The organism is Streptomyces sp. NPDC031670, from assembly GCF_055580545.1.
The window spans coordinates 57,442-75,587 of the sequence record NZ_JBVILC010000009.1 but is presented as its reverse complement, the minus strand read 5'-3'; the positions used below and the strand labels follow the sequence as shown (position 1 = coordinate 75,587).

Here is an 18,146-nt window from a genome sequence, read left to right as displayed (position 1 = left end):
GCATTCTGCCGCATGAGCGGAGTACATCGAGTACGCAGTACCTCGCACCCGATGTATAGTCCGGCATCGAGGCAGAAGCAGCAGGCACATCAGAACGGGGGGACGGAACCGTGCGGCAGACGGCATTCGACGAGCAGGGCAGCCAGATCCGCTGGACCGAGTCGGAGGGACTGCGCACGGAACCCCCGCTGAACGGCGACCAGTCGAACGCCACCCCAGCGGACGCGAGCCGGGACGTGATTCGGGACGTGAGCCGGGGCATGGGTCGGGAGGCCCGTCGGGAGGCGAGGCCGGAAGCGAGCCGCGACAACCCCGGCGCGCGAGCGGTTCAGGCGCCCGTCGTGTACGTCCACGGGCTCGGTTCGGCCTCAACCGTCTACCACGCCCACGTCGCCGCCGACCCGCGTCTCGCCACCCGCAGACAACTCTTCGTGGACCTTCCCGGGCACGGAATCAGCGACCGCCCGTCCGACTTCCGTTACACCCTGGAGGACCATGCGGACGCCCTCGCCGCCGCCCTCGACGCGGCAGGGGCGGTAGGCGCCGATATCGCCGGGCACAGCATGGGCGGCGCCGTGGCCATCGTCCTCGCGGCCCGCCGTCCCGACCTCGTATCCCGGCTGGTGCTCACGGAGGCCAATCTCGACCCCAACCCGGTCCCGAAGGCCGGAAGCAGTGGCATCGCCTCCTACAGTGAGGACGACTTCGTCCACGGCGGCGGCTTCGCGGCCGTTCTTGAGCGCGTCGGCCCGCTGTGGGCGGCGACGATGCGGCTCGCCGATCCCCTCGCACTCCATCGCACCGCCGTCGGCCTGGTACGAGGCACCCGGCCCACCATGCGCCACCTTCTGATGAGTCTGCCGATCGAGCGCACCTACCTGGTGGGTGACGTCGACAACGACCTCCCCGGCCGTGAGGAACTGGCCGCCTCCGGAGTCCACGTCGAGGTGGTACCGAACGCAGGCCACAACATCATGTTCGACAACCCCCGGGCCTTCATCAGTGCGGTGGCGGGCGAGGGCCCAGGGTGACGGCGGGCGCGTACGAGTCGTAACGGACCCCGCTACCCCTCCCGCACCGACACCGCCAGAAACCGTGCGTCCTCGTCCACGTACGACACCATCCGCCAGCCGGCCCCCGCGAGCAGTGGCCGCAACCGCGGCTCGGCCCGGAGGTCGTCCGGTGTGATCTGCCGCCCGTGGCGTGCGGCGAGGGCCGCGCGACCGATGGGGTGGAAGAGCGCCAGCTTCCCGCCGGGGCGCACCACCCGTGCCAACTGCCGCAGGTTCGCCGCCGGTTCCGGCAGATGCGAGATCAAACCGGCTCCGAACACCGCGTCCAGTGCCGCGTTCCGCAGCGGCAGCCTGGCCACGTCGCCGAGCACCAGGGTTCCGGCACGGCCACGTCCGGCCCGCACCGCTGCTTCGAGCATCTGCGGCGTCAGGTCGACGCCGAGCACCGTGCCATCTGGCCCCACCGCGTCCCGAAGCGGAGGGAGCGCGCGGCCCGTACCGCACCCGGCGTCCAGCACGGCCGCCCCGCTGTGCAGTCCCAGCTCCGCGACCGCCGCCGCGTACGCCGGCCCGTCGTCCGGGAAGCGGCTGTCCCAGTCCGCCGCCCGGGCACCGAAGAATTCCTGAACGTGCATCTGGTCATCGGCCATCTGCCCATGATCCCCCACAGGCACGAACGGTCCACTTGCTGACTTGCTGACTTGCTGACTTGCGTGACTGCGGCAAGTCCTTGGTGCGCGCGGTGTAACCGGACTGCACTACGCGCGCGACGAGCACGCCGCGACGAGCGCACTCGTGACGAGCACACTCGTGGGCTACCCGCCCCGCCGCGCCGAGCGCGCGGGGCGTGTTCACACAGCCTGCTTCTCGACTTCGCCGGACACCCCCTGTGGTTACCGTCGGGAACCCCTGCTTGCCCCCATGCGAACCATGCGTAAGGCTTGCCGCAGACCTGGGGGAAAACGGGGAACACATGAGCGGGGTGAAGGTGTCATGGCACTGAACAAGGAACTCGACTGGCTGCTCGACGACCTGACCAAGCGGGTCGAGCACGTACGCCACGCCATCGTCCTGTCCAACGACGGTCTGGTCACCGGTGCCAGTGCGGATCTGCCCCGCGAGGACGCGGAGCACCTGGCCGCGGTCTCCTCCGGCCTGCACAGCCTGGCCAAGGGGTCCGGCCGTCATTTCCGGGCGGGCGGGGTGCGGCAGACGATGGTCGAGTTCGACGAGGCGGTCCTCTTCGTCACGGCGGCGGGTGACGGGAGTTGTCTGTGCGTGCTGGGCACGGCGGAAGCCGATATCGGCCAGATCGCCTACGAGATGACACTGCTGGTGAACCGGGTCGGCGAGCACCTCGGCGTGGCGGCGCGTCGCCCCGGCCCTCCGGTAGCCGGTCTCTGACCAGCGGCTTTACGGGACCCACGTCCCGCTGGGGAAAGTTATCCACAGGCCCGGCGGGATGTCCGCGCGGAGGGTTACGGTCGTCACCGAGAGTATTCACGACTCGCGGGGGAGGACCTCATGACGACCACGACCACGACCACCAACAGGCCCAGGACCACGGCCACGGCGGCTGAAGTAGACGCAAAGACAGTTGCCTTGGGGCGGGCCGCTCAGCAACTGCACCTGAAGCGTGGGGAATTCGAGCTGACTGTCCAGCTCGGCCATGTCCGGATCGTACGGGAAGCCCCGGGTGCCCGCCCACGGGTCGCGCAGGAGGAGGTCGAGCGGATCCGCTCGACCGACGGATTCCCCGAAACGCTGCGTGAACGGGTGCGTGTGGTGGGCACGGCCGAGGCGTCGCAACTCCTCGGCGTTCCCTCGCACCGTTTCACGCGGCTCGCCCGCGGTGGCCACTTCACGCCGGTCAAGTGCTACCTCAACCGCTACCGGGCCGTCGTCTGGCTCTACCTCGCCGAGGAAGTGATCGACCTGGCCCTTCGGCACCCCGAGTTGATCAATGACCGTCGGTTGCCGAAGGAGACGTTGGTCCGGCTGGGAGCGGGTGAGGACCGGCGACCGCGTAATTGGCGCGGTCGCCGCGCGGCCATGCTGCTGCAACAGACCGATGACCCCTGGGAGCGCGCTGCGGGCATCGCCTCATTGCTCGATCCCGCGCACGTGGCAGAGGTGGTCCCGGACCCGCGTGAGCGCGCCTACCTGATCCGCCTCCGGCCCGAACCGGTCCGGGTCGGCCCGGACTCGCCCGCCGCTCGGGAGATCATCGAAAGGCTGCAACAGGCTCAGGATCTGGACGAGGTCCTGTGGTACCGCATGGATCTCACCCAGCATCTGAGCGTCGCCCGCTCGATCCGCCCGGCACCGCGACCGGAGGACAATCGCCCCGCGTTCGACGTGGTCGACGCCGCGCGCCCGGCCCTCATCCCTGGCCCGACGTCGGTTTCGACGTCGGCTTCGACATCGGTTCCGGCGTCGACTCCGGCTGTGGCTCGGGTGCCAGCCCCGGTGCCTGTGCCAGTGCCAGCGCGGGTGCGGGTGCCGGTAGAGCCCAAGGCGAGCGTACTCGGGCAGAGTGCAGGCACGCGGGTCCGGGCCCGGCCCGATGGGAGGCGACGCAAGCCCGTCCAAGCCGAGCGGCCGGAGACCGGAGAAGCCGGGCAGCCGCAGGGCCTCGGGGCCGGTCAAGGAAGGCTCAGGCGCGGCCTGGCACGTCTGCGGCGGCCCAGGTCGGTCGCCCGCTCGTCGACCACCACGCCCTGACCTCGGCGGCAGCGATGTCGAAGCCAGAGTGCCTCAAGAGGGTCAGCGCTGCGGTCCGTTCAGCTCTGCACCGCGCGCTGAGCGGTCGCCGGAGGCCGCCCTCGCCGCCCGTGGCCGCGCTTGCGTCTGCGGTCCCGCTGCGGCCACAGCAGGACGTACGCCGTGGAGACCACGACGAACGCGAGCCGTATCAGACCCCGGGCCGAGTCGTCCGGGACCACGAAGACACTTCCGTACAGCGCGAGCAGCGCGAGCCAGCTCCACCACGGCACCAGCCGGCGCTGGCCGATCACATCCCACAGGAGGGTGCCCAGCAGGACGGACGCCGTGTAGTACGTGTAGACGCTCGGGTCGAGGACGATACGGGCGTTGGCGCCCAGCAGCACCACCGCCGTCCAGCGTTGGCGCCAGACGGCGATGCCTCCGAGCAGCAGACTCAGCACGGCCTGGGCGGGCCGGTCCCAGCCGGGAGTCTCGGCGTCGCCCACGCCCAGCCAGCGCAGCGCCGAGGCCGGCTGGTTGGGTATCGCGAAGCCGGTGGCGGCGAAACTGCCCGCGTTGCCTATGAAGAACGGCAGCCAGGCGAGGGCGACGAGCCCCGCGCACCACAGCCCGGCACGCGGCCACGACTGCCGGGGCAGTGCGAAGAGCAGCATGGCGAAGCCCAGCGCGGTGGGTTTGGAGTCCATGGCCAGGGCGAGCCAGATACCGGTCCCGGCCGCGTTGCCACGGGTGACCGCCCGGACGGCGAGGGTGGTGAAGAACAGGGCCAGTACGTCGTCGAGATGGCCGAAGCGGACCGAGACCTCGATCCACATCGGGATGAAGGCCAGGCCCGCTATGAGAACGCGCTGGCGAAGGCGCTGGTGGTTCGTGCCCGTGCCCAGGAAGTGCCAGGCGGCGCTGCGGCCGACCAGTACCACGATCACCAGACCGAGGACCGACATCAGCGCCGCGGCGAGGAACTGTCCGGTGGAGTCGGGAAACGGGTTGAACAGCCCGGCGGTCAGGAAGCTGACCGGCCCCATCTGGAGTTCGGGGTGGTGGGCGTACAGGTTGAGGCCGCCGTCGCCGGACGGTCCCTGGTAGATCAGCTCCCCGCCGGTGCGCAGGTAATGCCAGGAGAAACCGCCGTTCGGCTCCACCACGGCGAACCACACGGCGGTCCACGCGGTGAGCAGCACGAGGTGCATCCGCTGACTGATGGCCGGCACGTTCGTTCAGCTCCTGTTTCCCCGCCGGGTACGTCGATGGCTCGCAGGGGCCTGCGGAGCCCGGCAGGGAAGACGGGAGTGCGGCGCTACTCGTTCATCGAAGCGCACAGGTGTGCTTCCCCCCACACCCGAAGGGTGACGAATGGGTCAGCTCACACTGATCATTTTGGCGACGCTCGGTACGCCGTCCGCATTGAGGGCGAACAGCAGGTATGTACCGGGGAGCACGACGCCGGGATCGCTGGGAACGGCGAGTTGGTAGGAGCCTTCGCCGGTCTGCCGGAACGTCAGAGGTACCCGGCGCTGGTCGTTGTCGGTGGAGTGGGTCGCGGCCCCGGAGCGCACCAGGGCGAAGGCGCTGACGGGGGAGCCGGTGGAGACGGGCAGCGTCGAGCCGAGCGCCACATGCGCCGGTGGAGTGCTGGTGATCACGGGCCGGGTCCGCTCGGTGCCGTCCGGATTCAGCAGGTACGGCGGGGTGAAGATCGCGCCGTTGAGATGGTTGGTCGCGCAGTCGCCGCACAGCCCACCGCCGCCCGAGAAGATCCGCCCGTCGGGCAGCAGGTTCGCGGTGCTGTGGTACGTGCGGGGTACCGCCATGGTGGCGAGTGGGGTGAAACGGCCGGTCGCCGGATCCCAGATCTCCGGCGTCATGACCGACGTGGCGTCGCTGAACGGGACCGGCGTCTCCTGGCCGCCGAAGACCGCGACCTTCCCGTCGGGCAGTACCACACTGTTGCTGAACGCCCGGGCGGCGGCCATGTCGCCGGTGCGGGCGGCTGTGGGCCGGCCCCCTCCGTTGAGGTCGACCGTGTAGGCCCGGCGGGTGGCGGGGGTGTTCTGGTAGGCGGTGGCGCCGCCCAGGGTGAGCAGCTTGCCGATGTCGTACGAGACGGCGTTGCCGTTCATCGCGTCCGGGCTGTCGGCCCGGGTGCCGGCGGGGGTGATGGTGCCATCGCCGTCGGTGGTGATCCAGTTCATCTGCTTGCTGGGGCCGAGCTGGAGGACACGGCTCTGGGAGGTGGCGTGCAGCCACATGTGGTTGTCGGCGCGGTAGGGGCCGGCGGGGTCGGCGGTCATCGCGCCCTCGACCCGTACTCCCGGCAGTTTGCGCCAGGTGTGGGTGGCGGCCGACCACACCTCGCCGTTCTTGGGGCCGTCCCCGCCGCTCCACGACCCGCCGAGGACGAACGCGTCACCGTTGGAGAGGAGCGTCATCGCCTGGTAGCCGCGGGTGATGTTCATGTCCGCCGTCGAGGACCAGGAGTCCGTGTTGGGGTCGTAGATGCTCGCCCGGGAAGCGTTGCTGCCGCCCGTGACCAGGACCCGGCCGTCGGCGAGCATGGCGATGCCGGGGCAGAACATGTCGTGACCGGTGTTGTCGACGCGGCGCTGGGTCACGCGACCGGTGGTCAGGTCCATGATGGCCGTCTGGGTGTAGCCGTTGCTGCCGCCGAACCGGTCGACGGCGTAGGCCGACCAGGCCAGCAGCTTGTTGCCGGGCAGTACGGCCGTGGCGACCGGGACCAGGGGAAAGCCGGTGACGGGACCCCAGGAGCCCCCTACGGACGGGTCGCTGGGGCCGCTGAGCCGGATCTCGGCCGCCGAGCTCCACGTACCTCGCTGTCCTGCCTCGCTGAGGGCGATGAGTCGGACATAACGGGCGGAGACGGCGTGGGTGAAGGGGGCGGTCTTCGCGGTCGCGTCGTCCTTCCAGTGGCCGCTCGCGACCGGCGCGTCGAACGAGATGCCGTCGAGGCTGGTGGAGACCGCATACGTTCCGATGCGGCCGTTCACACCGGTCTGACGCGGCTGATAGGTGAGCGCGGAGACGGTGGTGGTGCGGTGCATGTCGATGACGAGGGCGTGCGGGAACCGCGCGGTCTTCGGGGACCATCTGCTGTGCCAGTAGGTGGCCGGATTACCGTCCAGGACGTTCGAGGCACGGTCGTTCTCCTTGGCCGTCTCCTCGTCGCTCGCGGAGGCCGTCCAGCCGTCGACGGGCAGGAAGGCGGTGGAGGGTGCCGGGAGGCCGGGCGCGCCCAGAAGGCCGACATCGGCTCCGGAAGCCAGGGGGGCGGGCGCGGTGCCGGGGGATGTGCGTTCCGTTCCGGCGGCCCAGCCGTTGTGGCCGCCGGCCGTGGTCGTGGCCGAGAGCCGTAGGTAACGGGTGCCCTGCGCCGCGAAGTCGAGGGTCTTGGTGGTGAGGTCGTCGGCCAGGGTGCCGGTCGCGACGGGCTGGGTCCAGTGGTGCCCGTCCGTACTGAGACGGATGGCGTACTCGGTGACCCGGCTGCCGTCGACGGCCTTGCGGGGCCGGTAGACGAGCGCGGAGACGACCTCCGTGCGGTGCATGTCGATGGTGAGGGAGGTGCCGCTCGCCGTGACGGTCCAGCGCGACTCGTCCAGGGCCGGTGCGGTGGACCGCATGGCGTCGGCGGGGACCACTCCGTGGTGGGGAGAGGTCGGGGACGCGTTGAGGTCGATTACCGGGGGAGTGGCGCGATGACCGGCGGCATCGCTCGGCACCAGCGGCAACAGCGCGGCGGTTGTGGTGACGGCCGCGAGAAGAACGAGGGCACGCGGTCTGAGGCGGGTGAGGCGGAAAGATGTGCGCGAGAACCTGGATGTCATGCGAGCCCCCCGGCTGTGATGTGGCGCCAATGCTCCGGCTGAAGCTAGGTCATGTGGGTGCCATGTCAAGGTCAGCAGCCGAATTGTCCGGCACTCGGGCAGGTCCTCGCGCGCAAGCGGCGAATGGTCCACCTTTGACCGCAGGCGGTCCAGTCCAAGACCGTCTCAGGTGTACGCACATCGCACGTCTCTTCGCGCCACTGCCACGATGAGCGGTGGCGGTGCCGAGGACGGCCGTCCAGCGGGGGGGGGGGGGGAGAGAGAGAGCCGGTGAGAAGCCGGTTGGCAGCGACCCCAGGAGGGACTACTGCCAACCGGACGTTCGCGTACGTGGAAACGGCGGGGGGTCTGGCCGGGCATCGGCGGACCCCGTACCCGCCCTGGGCAGGTGTCAGCTCGCCGCCTCGTACGCCACCACGCGCGCTCGGCGGCCCGCCAGGGCCAGCAGGGCGACGCCGACCAGGGTCGCGGCGACGAGTACGGTCGCCCCGGTGCCCGCGGCGTAGCCCACCGCGTCGGTGAAGGCCGCGCCCGGGTCCTTGGCGCCCGTGGCCAGGCGGTCCGTGAAGCGGGAGGTCATCAGGGTGCCCAGAATGCTGGTGCCCAGGACCGCGCCGACCTGGCGGGCGGCGTTGACCGTGCCGCTGGCCTCACCCTCGCGACCGCGCGGCACATGGCTGACGCCGAGGGCGGTGGAGGGCGCGTTGGCCAGTCCGCAGCCCAGGCCGAAGACGACGAGCGCGGCGGCGTACGCCGTGAAGGTGTCACCGGGCTCGACGGTGGCGAACAGCGCCGCGCCCGAGGCGGCCAGGAGGAGTCCCGTGATGATCAGCGGCCGGGGACCCCACCTGCGGACGAGGACACCCGCCGCGACCGACGCGAGGATGAAGGTGCCGAACTCCGCCAGGAGTTGGACGCCCACCTCCAGGGCGCTCAGGCCGCGCACCCGTTGCAGCCACAGGACCTGAAGGAGCGAGACCCCGACGAAGCCGAAGAGGACGGTGGCGGCGAGCAATAGGGAGGCGCTGTAGGACGGATCGCGCATCAGGCGCAGGTCGACCATCGGGGAATCGCGGCGCAGTTCGACGGCGACGAAGACGCCGAGGAGCAGCAGGGCTCCGGCGAGGGAGGAGAGGGAGCGGGCGGTGGTGTAGCCGTGGTGGCCGCCGTCGATCAACCAGTAGATGAGCAGGGCGAGTCCGGCCGTGACGAGTATCTGGCCGGCCCAGTCGGACCGGCCGCCCGGGACGTGTGACTCCTCGACCCGGGCCAGCGCCACGAGAATGGCCAGGGCGCCGAGTGCCAGGTTCAGCCAGAAGGCGGCGTGCCAGGTCCACCACCGCAGGGCGAGCCCGGCGGTGACGGGGCCGATGGCCAGGCCGAGTCCGGAGGTCGCGGCCCAGGCGGAGATGGCTCCGGCGCGGCGGCGCGGATCGGGGAAGGCATGGCTGACGAGCGCGAGCGAGCTGGGGGTGATGAGCGCCCCGCCGAGGCCCGCGAGGGCCTGGCCGACCAGGACCATGGGGAGGGTGGACGCCAGGACGAGGACCAGTCCTCCGGCGCCCATCGCCACGGCACCCGCGAGGAAGATCGCGCGGCGGCCCCACCGGTCCGAGAGGGAGCCGGCGCCGAGGACGAAGGAGGCGACGACCAGGGTGTACATGCTGGGCACCCAGACCAGGTCGGCCGGGGCGATGCCGAGGTCGTCCTGGACGGCGCTGAGGGTACCGATGGTCTGGGTGGTCTGGAGGAAGACGGTGAACAGGCCGAGGCAGGCGGCCACGAGGACGGCCGTGGGGCTGCCCTTGGAGCGGAGTTCAGCGCGAGGCACGGGACACCTCCGAGGTGCCCGACAGGGCGGCCTTGACCTGGCGGGTGAGCTCGTCGGCGAGTACTTCCTCGCGGCCCGCCTCCACCGCGTCGAGTACCTGGTGGGCGACGTCGACAGGGCTCGTCTTGGGCTGGTCGACGCCGGCCGCCATATCGGTGTCGATGAAGGCCGCGTGGACGGCGACCGTCAATGTGCCCTGCGGGCGCAGCTCTTCGCGTATCGCGTTGGTCATCGACAGGGCGGCTGCCTTGGAGACACCGTACGAGCCGATCTGCGGGAGTGTGTGCCAGGACAGCACGGAGAGCATGTTGACCACGGCGCCGCCACCGTTCGCCGCGAGCACGGGCGCGAAGGCGCGGCACATCGCCAGGGTGCCGAAGAGGTTGGTCTCCAGCTCCGCCCTCGCCCCTTCGAGTGAGTCCGTGCCGATCAGGGAACTGCCGTGCAGAATCCCCGCGTTGTTCAGGAGAAGGGAGGTGTCGGAGCAGAGCTCGGCGGCTGCGGCGACCTGGGCGGGGTCGGTGATGTCGAGCGCGACCGGGGTGAGTCCAGGGTCGGTCACCGTGCGCGGGTCGCGCGCCGCCGCGTAGACGGTCTTCGCGCCCCGTTCCAGCAGGGCGAGGGCAAAGGCGCGCCCGAGCCCTCGGTTGGCGCCGGTCACGAGTGCCTTGGTGTTCCGCATGCGCGTCTTCTTTCCGGGGTCATGGAAGGAGGTTGACCCGAAGTGGGGTGAGTTGGAAATCTGGACTCACTGTAGCGGAGTGGGTTGGATATTCAAATGGAGGGTGGTGTGGGGGTGTGGATCGGCGGATGGACGGATCGGCGGTCGGTGGATCAGGTGATGAGGGTGTTCAGGGCGGGCGGCGGAGAGAGGCGTCGCGGTGCGATGGGGCGCAGGGGAGGAGTTGGTGCCCGCCGGCGGGGGTCAGATCGCCGCCTCGACCTCCAGATAGCGGTGGCGGCGTGCCCCCCGGTACTCCAGCGCCTCCCAGCCCAGAGGCCGCAGCGTGTCCGCGCATCGGCGGAGCGCCTCTGCCTCCTCCTGGGCGGCGCCGCTCCCGGGCGGGCCCAGCCACTCCACGCGGACGGCCCCGGGCTGGTCCGCCGGGCAGACGCGGTAACCCGTCGCGGTCCGGCGCCCGGTCGTGTCCACGGCTGACGGGGGGCATCCGGCGGCCTCCAGTGCCAGGGAGACGGCGCGCACCAACTGCTGCCGCTCCCAGAGCGCGGGCACGGCGAGCGGGTCGGGGTGCCCGGAGTTCATCAGACGCCGGATCTGTCGCAACCCCTCGAAGGCGACGCGCACCTCGGCCTCCCGCTGGGCGGGCGGGGTGGCCGGTGCCGGTCCGTCGCCGGTGGCCGCCTCGAAAGGGGCCGCCGGGGCTGGCTCGCTGTGTTCTTCGGGAGGTGTCACCGTGATCCCTTCGCCGGTTGCCGGAACGGCAAGTCTCGCTGAAACGGCGGGGACGCGGGGCGGCGGGGCTCCGCGTCCGCGTCGGGCCTGCACGGGGTCGCGAACCACGACGGCCCCCACGCGCGGGCCCGGGAACTTCCGTACGGACGCTGTGCCGGCGTCCCTACGGAAGCCCCCGTCGGCGGAATCCCCACCACCCTGCCACCGTCTCGTGTCTTCGTCGCGGCGAGGAGCACAGGGCACGTGAGGGAGGACAGGCGGGAGGGGCAGGCAGGGGAGGGCGGGCGCAGGGGCCGGCCCCTATGGAGCCGCCTCCGTCGCCTCCGCAGCCTCCGTCTCACCCCTGAGGTGCTCGATACCGAGCTTGTCGGTGGTATCGGCGTCGCCGGCCAGCCGGTGGACGAGGACCCAGGCGCCGTTCGGCAGCGCGCCGGCGAAGACGGAGGCGTCCTTGGTCGCGCCGTTGTGCCACAGCAGGCGGCCGGCCCGCTGCCAGGACGGGGCCGGTTCGCCCAGTCGGTGTTCGACGAGCAGAGAGGTGACCAGTTGGGAGGCGGCGACCGGGGTGGCCCACAGACCCCCGGCCGGCAGGATCGCGCCGGTCATGGTCCACGGTCGGGAGGGGCGGCCGAAAAGCCCCCGGGCGACCAGGCGCCGCTCCGGCGCCGGGACGGAGGTGACGTCGGTGATGTCGAGCGGTCCCAGTACGTACTCGTTCAGCAGGTCCTCGTACGGGGCGCCGCCCGCGGTCGCGAGCGCCGAACCAAGAACGGCGTAGCCGAAGTTGGAGTACTCCTCGTGCTCGCCCGGGGCCGCGGTGACCAGGGTGTCGAGGCGTCGGAGGAGAGCGTCGAGGGCCGTGGCGTCGAACGGGGCGTACGGATCGCGGCGGTCGAGGCCCGGGGGCAACCGCGGCAGGCCGGAGGTGTGGGTGGCGAGGTGCCGCAGGGTGATGCCGGTGCCCGGTGGGACAGGCAGGAAGCGTTCGAGGGGATCGTCGAGCCCGAGGGCGCCCGCGATGGCGAGACGGGTCAGGAGGGTGCCGGTGAGCGGCTTGGCCAACGAACCGATCTGGACGAACAGCTCGGGGTCGTGGCCGTGTTCCACCCGTGGCGGGGCGGAGCTGCTGAGGACGCACAGGGGTACGGGGCGCATCATTCCATGATCACGGACGTCGACGTTCTGATGTGCGGCGGGGCCGCCGCGACACGGGTGGGGCGGCCCCGCCCTCTGGGCTCTCGGGGGTCAGCCGCGGGGCAGTGTCAGGCCCTGGACCTGGGGCAGCGCGGTCCAGTCGTTCGAGGCGATGGTCGCGTGCGACTTGGCGAGCAGCGCGACACGGGCCTGGGCGTCGGCCGGGGGCGGGTTCTTGGCGTCCAGGGCCGGGGCGACGCTGTGGGAGTCGGTCATCACCAGCAGATAGTGGTGGGCGTCGTACCAGGCGGTGTCGATGGTGCCGTTGAGATATGTGGCGGCGTCACCGTCGAACAGGACGAACCACGGGCGCAGCGAGGTGTCGGCGTAACGGGTGCGCGGGTCGCCGGACTGGGCGCCGTGGACCGTCGGGAAGATCTGCGCCTGGGTGGTGCGTCCGGCGGCGTGAAGGTCGCGCAGATATGCCGCGTACTCCTTGTCCGTCCACAGGGAGTCGGTGGGGTTTCCCTCCTCGACCGTGCCCGGGATGATCTCCAGGACGACCTTTCCGGCGAGTTGGGCGCGGGTGGGCCAGTTCCCGGCGGTGGCCGCCTCGTCGAGGGTGGCGTACTGGCCGCCGCCCGACTTGGCCAGCAGGTCGGCCGGGCGGAAGACGGCCGACCCGAGGTGCGCGCTGATCGCCTGGTCCAACTGGGCGGGGCCGAGGCCGAAGTGGGACTGGAACCCGGCCTTCAGCTCCAGTTTGATCATGAGCGGTCCATGCCCGGGGTGGGCCGCGAGCCAGAGCCGTACGTCGTCCAGGCAGCTTTCCAGGTTCTTGTTGGCGCTGCCGGAGTAGAGCTGTGCGGGCGTGCTCGCGTTGACGCAGTTGTTGCTGTTGCCCAGGGGGTTGGAGTGGCTGACCTTCCACTCCTTGGTGATGAAGTCGTCCCAGACGTCGAGCTCGATCATGGAGGTGCCGGTGTCGAGTGCCTGCGCGAGATACCGGAAGGAGGCCGGGTCATAGGTGTTGTGCAGACCAGACGAGGTGGTGGCGGACAGCGGCAGGCTCTCGGGTCCGGCGGCGGAGGCGTCGGCGCCACCGCCCGCGCCGGTGAGCGCGAGCCCGAGGCCGACCGTGACTGCGGCGGCCAGGGCGGTGCGCAGGCGGGTGGTACGGCGTCTGGGCAGCGGTGCTGACACGGGAACCTCCAGTGGGGGGACGGCTTTTCGTCGGACGGTGACAGCAGAGTGTGAATCGCCAGAGTCATGACAAGCAACACAAGTTGCATTCCCGCTGTCGTCGAACTGTCGCCGACCTGTCGCCGGGTCACGAGCCGGCCAGGCCCCGGCCCTTCTGTGAACACCGCCGTCTCCGGGCGGCCCGTCTCCGCCGTAGTCGGCGCACGCCCGGGGCGGAGGCGGACGAGTGAACGCCCGCCGGGATCAGCCGGTGATCGAGAAGACGACCCGGATGCCGGTGGTGGAGTTGATGCGCTCGTTGATGCCCCAGATCCGTCCCGTGTCCGGTGAGTAGCCGAGGTTCTGGGTCAGGACCGGGGAGGTGGTGTACACGTGCGGGGCGTCGTCGGGCAGGGCCCGGTGGATGCACGAGTAGTCGATGGCGTCACCGGAGCCGCCGCCCGTGCCGGTGGGACAGGTGCCGCTCATGTACCAGTACTGGCCGTTCGTCGTGGCGCCCTGCATCGCCCAGACCGGCGACGAGTAGCCGAGGGTGGCGTGGCTGACGCCGTGGCCGGAGGCGTCGGTGGTGGAGGGGAGCGCGGTGAGATAGTTCAGCGGCCAGCGCACCACCCGGCCCCCCGCTCCGCCGGACTTGTACTCGGCGGAGACCAGACCGTCCTGGCCGGTGCGGTCCAGGCTCAGCGAGTTCAGGCAGGGGCTGGTGCCGGTGACCACGACACAGGCGGTGTTGTCGTCGGCGGTGGTGCGGTAACGGCCGACCATGGGCAGCGCGTAGTTGCTCCAGCGCGCCGAGGACGTCGTACCGGTGATGCCGACCGACTCCTGGCTGGAGTTGACCTTCCATATGTGCTGGAGGTCGTACACCTGCAGCCAGCGGCCGTTGGCGACGAAGACCTTGTTGCCGTACCAGACCACGCCGTCGGCGTGGGTGCCCTGGACGGCCCGGAAGTTGCCGTCGCCTCCCGCCCGGGTGCCGGTGGGCTCGACGAGCAGCAGATGGTTGTAGGTGATCTGGTTGTTGTCGCCGTTGACCAGACTGACCCGGGCGAACTCGTTCGGCACCGGGTTCGCCCCGCCCAGGCCCCGGCTGAAGTGCCAGGAGGCCAGGAACGCCTTGTGGCCGTCCCACAGACCGCCCGGCTGGGCGTCGTACGAGCCGGTCAGGCCCTGCGGCGTCCAGCCGCCCGTGTCGGTGTAGGAGTTGGACGTGTCGTCGGCCTTGTCCCAGCAGAAGCCCGTCGGTCCGAGGCTCGAAGCCAGGCCCGTGCTGTGGCACAGACCGTTGCTGCCGGTGCGACCGCCCGAGGTGAGCACGCTCGTGGCGTTGGTCTGGGCGACCGCGCCCTTGGCCTCCACCGCCTTGATCGCCTCGTCGTAGACGTCGAAGGTGTTCTGGCGCCGGCCGCCGAAGTCCGCCACCGGGTCCAGGGTGAACTGGCTGACGACGGCGCTGTCGATCGAGCCGAACGGGGTGGCCGCCTGGGCGGGACCGGCCGTCGCCAGGGATGCGGCGACGGCGGCGAAACCGGCGGCCAGGGCGGTGAGCCCGGACTTCCATGATCTGGTCATGACCAGGAAGAGTAGGCGTCAGAGCGGCGGGCGCACATCCCGGGCCGGGGACGTGAAGTGATATATCGGCCCTTGTTCGGCATGGGGGAAGGTCAGCAGGGTGATCTCCACGGTGCGGTGGTGCTGGTCGCGCACCTCGCGGTGGATCTCCAGCTGCGGGACGCCGTCGGAGCGGTCGTCGCCGGGGGCCATGGTGAGCTGTTCGTTGTGCTCCAGGCTGAGCCCGGCGTCCGCCGCCCAGGCGTAGAGGCGGCGCAGATCGCTGTGGGTGTGGTGGGACAGCGTCCGCTCGTAGCGGGCGAGCAGCGGGATCTGGGCGATCAGGCTGGGGGAGAGATAGCTGACCGCGTGCTGGATCACCCGGTCGCCGGCCGAGGCGGTGTAGTAGTGGACGAGCGTGCGTACGCCGGACCGCAGGCCCAGCTTGGTCGCGTACGGGGCGGGCGGTGCCTCCCAGACCAGCCGGGTCGCGGCGGCGATGCCCGCCCGGGGGCTCAGCGCGCCCAGCGGGAACTGTGCCTCCGGAGGTGCCTGGAGAAGCCGTGCGTGCGCCTCGCCGGGGCGGTCGCCGCGGACGAAGGAGCCGCGCTTCTCGGTGCTGATCAGCCCCTCCTGGCGCAGCACGTCCAGGGCCTGACGGATCGTCTGGCGGTTGCTGCCGTAGTGCTCGGCGAGGATGCGTTCGGCGGGCAGCCGGTGTCCGGGCTCCGAAGTGCCGGACTCGATGGTGGACTTGAGGTCGTGGGCGATCTCCAGATATCGGGGGACGGGGGGCAGGGAATGACCATGTGTGCCGGGCATGTGTCTCCCTAGATCGATCACTGCGAGTGTCTGAGTGGTTCTGTGGAGCGACTGCCTTTGTATCATTGGTCTAGACCGCCAAGGTGAACCGCAGGCGGACATTGGCGAGATTGCCACATACGCGAGAGGTGGTGCGCGGGTCAGGAGGGCAGGAATGGCCGGAGCTCGTCGTTGGCCTCCGGGAAACCGCGGAGGTCCGCCTCGGTCGCGAACTCGTGGTCCGCGTAGTCGAAGCCGGGCGTGACCACCTCGGCGACCAGGCCGTGTCCTGCGCCGTCGACCAGCCGGGACGCCTTCCAGTGGCCGCCGGGGACGAGCAGGAACCGCGAGTCGTCGGCGCCGAGCCGGACGCGGTCGAGGCCGCCGTCCGGGGCGAGTGTGACGTATTCCAGCGGTCCGCCGTCGAGGAGGAAGTGCAGGATGTCGCTCCGGTTGCGGTGCAGCCGGCCGAGCGGCTGGTCCCGGGTGAGCAGATAGTGGATGGACGTGGCGGCGGGTCTGGGGCCCCGGGGCAGCGACAGGGTGTGCGTGCTGGTGTAGATGCGGCGGAAGTACCCGCCCTCCGTGTGGGGTTCGAGCCCGAGCTCGGTGACCCAGTCCCGCATGGCATGCACCCTTTCCCGTGGCCTTCGCCCCCGGGCCCCATAGTGGCAGGCGCGCTCCGGGCTCAGGGCCCCGAGGCGCACGTATCCGTCTGGAGGTCCTCCACCAGCGCGAACAGCCGGGCCTCGTTGCCCGCGAGGCCCGCCGCCCGCAGGGACTCCTCGGCCTCCGCCATCGGCCCGGCGAGCAGCGCCAGGGCGCGCGGCGCCGTCGCCGGGTCGGCGAGCACGGCCTGCGCGGTCTGCAGCAGCCGGACGTACGCCTTGGCGGCCGTGCGCTCCGGTTCGGTCATCTCGGCTTCTCCCTCGTCTCCGTCGGTAAAGGTGTCGGACCGTCAAGCATCTCTCGCGGCACTGACAATGGGCCGCTCGTGCCGTGCGGGCACGCCGCCGAGGCGGGGCGGCGCCGGCGCTGGAGGGGTCCCGGTACGTCGGCACGGCCCTCGCCGGTTCAAGGATTCCCCATGGTCTAGTCCAAGTCGTTGACGTGCCCGGGACACGGCTCGATTCTGCTGTGAACCCAGCCCCCCGGAGCCCGTTCCGGCCCCGGGGAAACTCCCCCCACCCCAGGAGACCTGGACATGAGACGTCTTCGCGCTCTCCTCTGCGGCGCCGCCACCGCCGCGCTCGCCGCGGCGGGCCTCTCCGCCTTCGTCGCCGGACAGGCGTCCGGGGCGCCCGCCGCCGCGACCGCGCTGAGCAGCCGGTGGTACGCGGCGGCTCCGTATCTGATGCCCCTCGACAACAACCCGCCGAACGCGGGCGCCATCATGGACGCCACCGGGCTCAAGGCGTTCCAGCTCGCGTTCGTCCTCGCTCCGAACGGAGGCGGGTGCGGCCCCACCTGGGGCGGCACGGCGCCCGTCTCCTCGGACACGGCGGTCGCCGGCGTCATCGCCTCCATCAGGGCCAAGGGCGGCGACGTGTCCGTCTCGGCCGGTGGTTACGGCGGCACCAAACTCGGTCAGACCTGCTCCGACGCGTCGAGCACCGCAGCCGCCTACCAGCAGGTCATCACCAAGTACCAGTTGAAGGCGATCGACTTCGACCTGGAGGAGCCCGAGTACGAGAACAGCACGGCCATCGCGCACGAGATCGGCGCCGCCAAAATCCTTCAGCAGAACAACCCCGGCCTCTACGTGTCGGTGACCACGGCCGGGACGGCCGACGGCACCGGCTGGTTCGGCAAGCAGATGCTGAACGAGGCCAAGGCGCAGGGCTTCGTGCCCGACAACTTCTCCATCATGCCCTTCGATGGCGGCTTCAACGGCGCGGCGGCCCAGACGAGCGCCCTGACCAACTTCAACTCCATCCTGCGCTCCACCTTCGGCTGGAGCGAGGCCACCGCCTACGCCCACGAGGGCTTCTCCGGTATGAACGGCCGCAGCGACACCGGCGAGTACTTCCGCCAGGCCGACTTCCAGAGCGTCCTGGACTACGCCACCGGCCATGGCATGGACCGCTTCACCTTCTGGTCCCTCAACCGGGACCGGCAGTGCTCGCCGCCCGACAACAACGGCACCACCTCCGGCACATGCAGCAGCGTCGCCCAGGCCGACTGGGACTTCGCCAAGTACGCGGTGCGGTTCGCCGGCGCCACACCACCGCCCACGACTCCGCCCACCACGCCTTCCACCTCCCCGCCCGGAAACTGTGCGGTGGCGGCCTGGAGCAGTACCGCGGTCTACACCTCGGGCAACGAGGTCTCCCACCACGGCCACAAGTGGAAGGCCAAGTGGTGGACCCAGAACGAGGAGCCCGGGACCACCGGTGAGTGGGGCGTGTGGCAGGACGAGGGGGCGTGCTGAGTCGTCCAGAGTCGTACTGAGGGATCCATGTGTCCGGCGCGCCCCCTTGACCGGGGGCGCGCCTTCGCGTTTTCGGAGGCGGTTGTGGGCAGTTGAGTCCGTTCTGGCGCGCGGTGCGTATGTGAGGTGGTGGAATCCGTCACTAACACCACTGTCCATTTCGTCATAGAGGACATAGAGACGACGCTGGTGCCCG

Annotated in this window: 16 protein-coding genes; 4 read left to right on the top strand and 12 right to left on the bottom strand. The window is 70.7% G+C overall.

Annotated features, from left to right (window positions below; all coding sequences use genetic code 11):
- Positions 1-110 precede the first annotated feature (110 nt).
- The gene (locus ACZ5ID_RS18610) at positions 111-1,031 is read left to right on the top strand and encodes an alpha/beta fold hydrolase (RefSeq protein WP_468898892.1); all 921 of its coding nucleotides are present in this window, start codon (positions 111-113) and stop codon (positions 1,029-1,031) included.
- A 32-nt stretch (positions 1,032-1,063) separates the two neighbouring features.
- Here ACZ5ID_RS18610 and ACZ5ID_RS18605 read toward each other — a convergent pair whose 3' ends face one another.
- On the bottom strand, positions 1,064-1,663 hold the full coding sequence (locus ACZ5ID_RS18605; RefSeq protein WP_468898889.1) for a class I SAM-dependent methyltransferase: 600 nt from the start codon (positions 1,661-1,663) through the stop codon (positions 1,064-1,066).
- 343 nt (positions 1,664-2,006) lie between these two features.
- On the opposite strand from ACZ5ID_RS18605, the gene ACZ5ID_RS18600 reads away from it, so the two are divergent.
- Both ACZ5ID_RS18600 and ACZ5ID_RS18595 read left to right on the top strand, forming a co-directional pair.
- Positions 2,007-2,417, top strand: a complete 411-nt coding sequence (locus tag ACZ5ID_RS18600; RefSeq protein WP_468898887.1) for a roadblock/LC7 domain-containing protein — start codon at positions 2,007-2,009, stop codon at positions 2,415-2,417.
- Positions 2,418-2,537: 120 nt separating this feature from the next.
- Positions 2,538-3,737 (top strand): DUF6397 family protein, encoded by a 1,200-nt coding sequence (locus ACZ5ID_RS18595; protein ID WP_468898884.1) that lies wholly within the window; start codon positions 2,538-2,540, stop codon positions 3,735-3,737.
- 59 nt (positions 3,738-3,796) lie between these two features.
- On the opposite strand, the gene ACZ5ID_RS18590 is transcribed toward ACZ5ID_RS18595, so the two are convergent.
- The 11 genes from ACZ5ID_RS18590 to ACZ5ID_RS18540 all read right to left on the bottom strand — a co-directional run bounded on the left by ACZ5ID_RS18590 (position 3,797) and on the right by ACZ5ID_RS18540 (position 16,435).
- Positions 3,797-4,930 carry a hypothetical protein gene (locus tag ACZ5ID_RS18590; RefSeq protein WP_468899440.1) on the bottom strand — a complete coding sequence of 378 codons (1,134 nt, stop codon included), beginning with the start codon at positions 4,928-4,930 and terminating at the stop codon, positions 3,797-3,799.
- Between the two features lie 168 nt (positions 4,931-5,098).
- Positions 5,099-7,585: a discoidin domain-containing protein gene (locus ACZ5ID_RS18585; RefSeq protein ID WP_468898882.1), complete on the bottom strand. Its 2,487-nt coding sequence runs from the start codon at positions 7,583-7,585 to the stop codon at positions 5,099-5,101.
- 391 nt (positions 7,586-7,976) lie between these two features.
- The gene (locus ACZ5ID_RS18580; protein WP_468898879.1) at positions 7,977-9,416 is read right to left on the bottom strand and encodes an MFS transporter; all 1,440 of its coding nucleotides are present in this window, start codon (positions 9,414-9,416) and stop codon (positions 7,977-7,979) included.
- A complete protein-coding gene (locus tag ACZ5ID_RS18575) occupies positions 9,403-10,098 on the bottom strand; it encodes an SDR family oxidoreductase (RefSeq protein ID WP_468898876.1) in 696 nt (231 codons plus the stop codon). Before ACZ5ID_RS18575 ends, ACZ5ID_RS18580 begins: the two co-directional genes overlap by 14 nt.
- A 243-nt stretch (positions 10,099-10,341) precedes the next feature.
- Entirely contained in the window at positions 10,342-10,830 is a 489-nt protein-coding gene (locus ACZ5ID_RS18570; protein ID WP_468898873.1) for a hypothetical protein, read from the bottom strand.
- A gap of 300 nt (positions 10,831-11,130) precedes the next feature.
- Complete coding sequence (locus ACZ5ID_RS18565) at positions 11,131-11,985, bottom strand: serine hydrolase domain-containing protein (RefSeq protein ID WP_468898871.1); 855 nt, start codon at positions 11,983-11,985, stop codon at positions 11,131-11,133.
- Between the two features lie 90 nt (positions 11,986-12,075).
- Positions 12,076-13,167 carry a phosphatidylinositol-specific phospholipase C domain-containing protein gene (locus ACZ5ID_RS18560; RefSeq protein ID WP_468898868.1) on the bottom strand — a complete coding sequence of 364 codons (1,092 nt, stop codon included), beginning with the start codon at positions 13,165-13,167 and terminating at the stop codon, positions 12,076-12,078.
- 243 nt (positions 13,168-13,410) lie between these two features.
- On the bottom strand, positions 13,411-14,739 hold the full coding sequence (locus ACZ5ID_RS18555) for a hypothetical protein (RefSeq protein WP_468898866.1): 1,329 nt from the start codon (positions 14,737-14,739) through the stop codon (positions 13,411-13,413).
- Positions 14,740-14,757: 18 nt separating this feature from the next.
- Entirely contained in the window at positions 14,758-15,540 is a 783-nt protein-coding gene (locus ACZ5ID_RS18550; protein ID WP_468898863.1) for a GntR family transcriptional regulator, read from the bottom strand.
- 140 nt (positions 15,541-15,680) lie between these two features.
- A complete protein-coding gene (locus ACZ5ID_RS18545) occupies positions 15,681-16,145 on the bottom strand; it encodes a cupin domain-containing protein (protein ID WP_468898861.1) in 465 nt (154 codons plus the stop codon).
- 62 nt (positions 16,146-16,207) lie between these two features.
- Positions 16,208-16,435, bottom strand: coding sequence for a hypothetical protein (locus ACZ5ID_RS18540; protein WP_371656044.1), 228 nt, complete (start codon positions 16,433-16,435; stop codon positions 16,208-16,210).
- A 288-nt stretch (positions 16,436-16,723) separates the two neighbouring features.
- Here ACZ5ID_RS18540 and ACZ5ID_RS18535 point away from each other — a divergent pair, with 288 nt between their 5' ends.
- On the top strand, positions 16,724-17,950 hold the full coding sequence (locus ACZ5ID_RS18535; RefSeq protein ID WP_468898857.1) for a carbohydrate-binding protein: 1,227 nt from the start codon (positions 16,724-16,726) through the stop codon (positions 17,948-17,950).
- Positions 17,951-18,146: the final 196 nt, after the last annotated feature.

Bases quoted from the DNA above. Each gene is read 5' to 3' on its own strand.
- ACZ5ID_RS18605 (WP_468898889.1), bottom strand. From the start codon at position 1,663: ATGGCCGATGACCAGATGCACGTTCAGGAATTCTTCGGTGCCCGGGCG.
- ACZ5ID_RS18600 (WP_468898887.1), top strand. From the start codon at position 2,007: ATGGCACTGAACAAGGAACTCGACTGGCTGCTCGACGACCTGACCAAG.
- ACZ5ID_RS18595 (WP_468898884.1), top strand. From the start codon at position 2,538: ATGACGACCACGACCACGACCACCAACAGGCCCAGGACCACGGCCACG.
- ACZ5ID_RS18590 (WP_468899440.1), bottom strand. From the start codon at position 4,930: ATGCACCTCGTGCTGCTCACCGCGTGGACCGCCGTGTGGTTCGCCGTG.
- ACZ5ID_RS18585 (WP_468898882.1), bottom strand. From the start codon at position 7,585: ATGACATCCAGGTTCTCGCGCACATCTTTCCGCCTCACCCGCCTCAGA.
- ACZ5ID_RS18575 (WP_468898876.1), bottom strand. From the start codon at position 10,098: ATGCGGAACACCAAGGCACTCGTGACCGGCGCCAACCGAGGGCTCGGG.
- ACZ5ID_RS18565 (WP_468898871.1), bottom strand. From the start codon at position 11,985: ATGCGCCCCGTACCCCTGTGCGTCCTCAGCAGCTCCGCCCCGCCACGG.
- ACZ5ID_RS18555 (WP_468898866.1), bottom strand. From the start codon at position 14,739: ATGACCAGATCATGGAAGTCCGGGCTCACCGCCCTGGCCGCCGGTTTC.
- ACZ5ID_RS18550 (WP_468898863.1), bottom strand. From the start codon at position 15,540: ATGCCCGGCACACATGGTCATTCCCTGCCCCCCGTCCCCCGATATCTG.
- ACZ5ID_RS18545 (WP_468898861.1), bottom strand. From the start codon at position 16,145: ATGCGGGACTGGGTCACCGAGCTCGGGCTCGAACCCCACACGGAGGGC.
- ACZ5ID_RS18540 (WP_371656044.1), bottom strand. From the start codon at position 16,435: ATGACCGAACCGGAGCGCACGGCCGCCAAGGCGTACGTCCGGCTGCTG.
- ACZ5ID_RS18535 (WP_468898857.1), top strand. From the start codon at position 16,724: ATGAGACGTCTTCGCGCTCTCCTCTGCGGCGCCGCCACCGCCGCGCTC.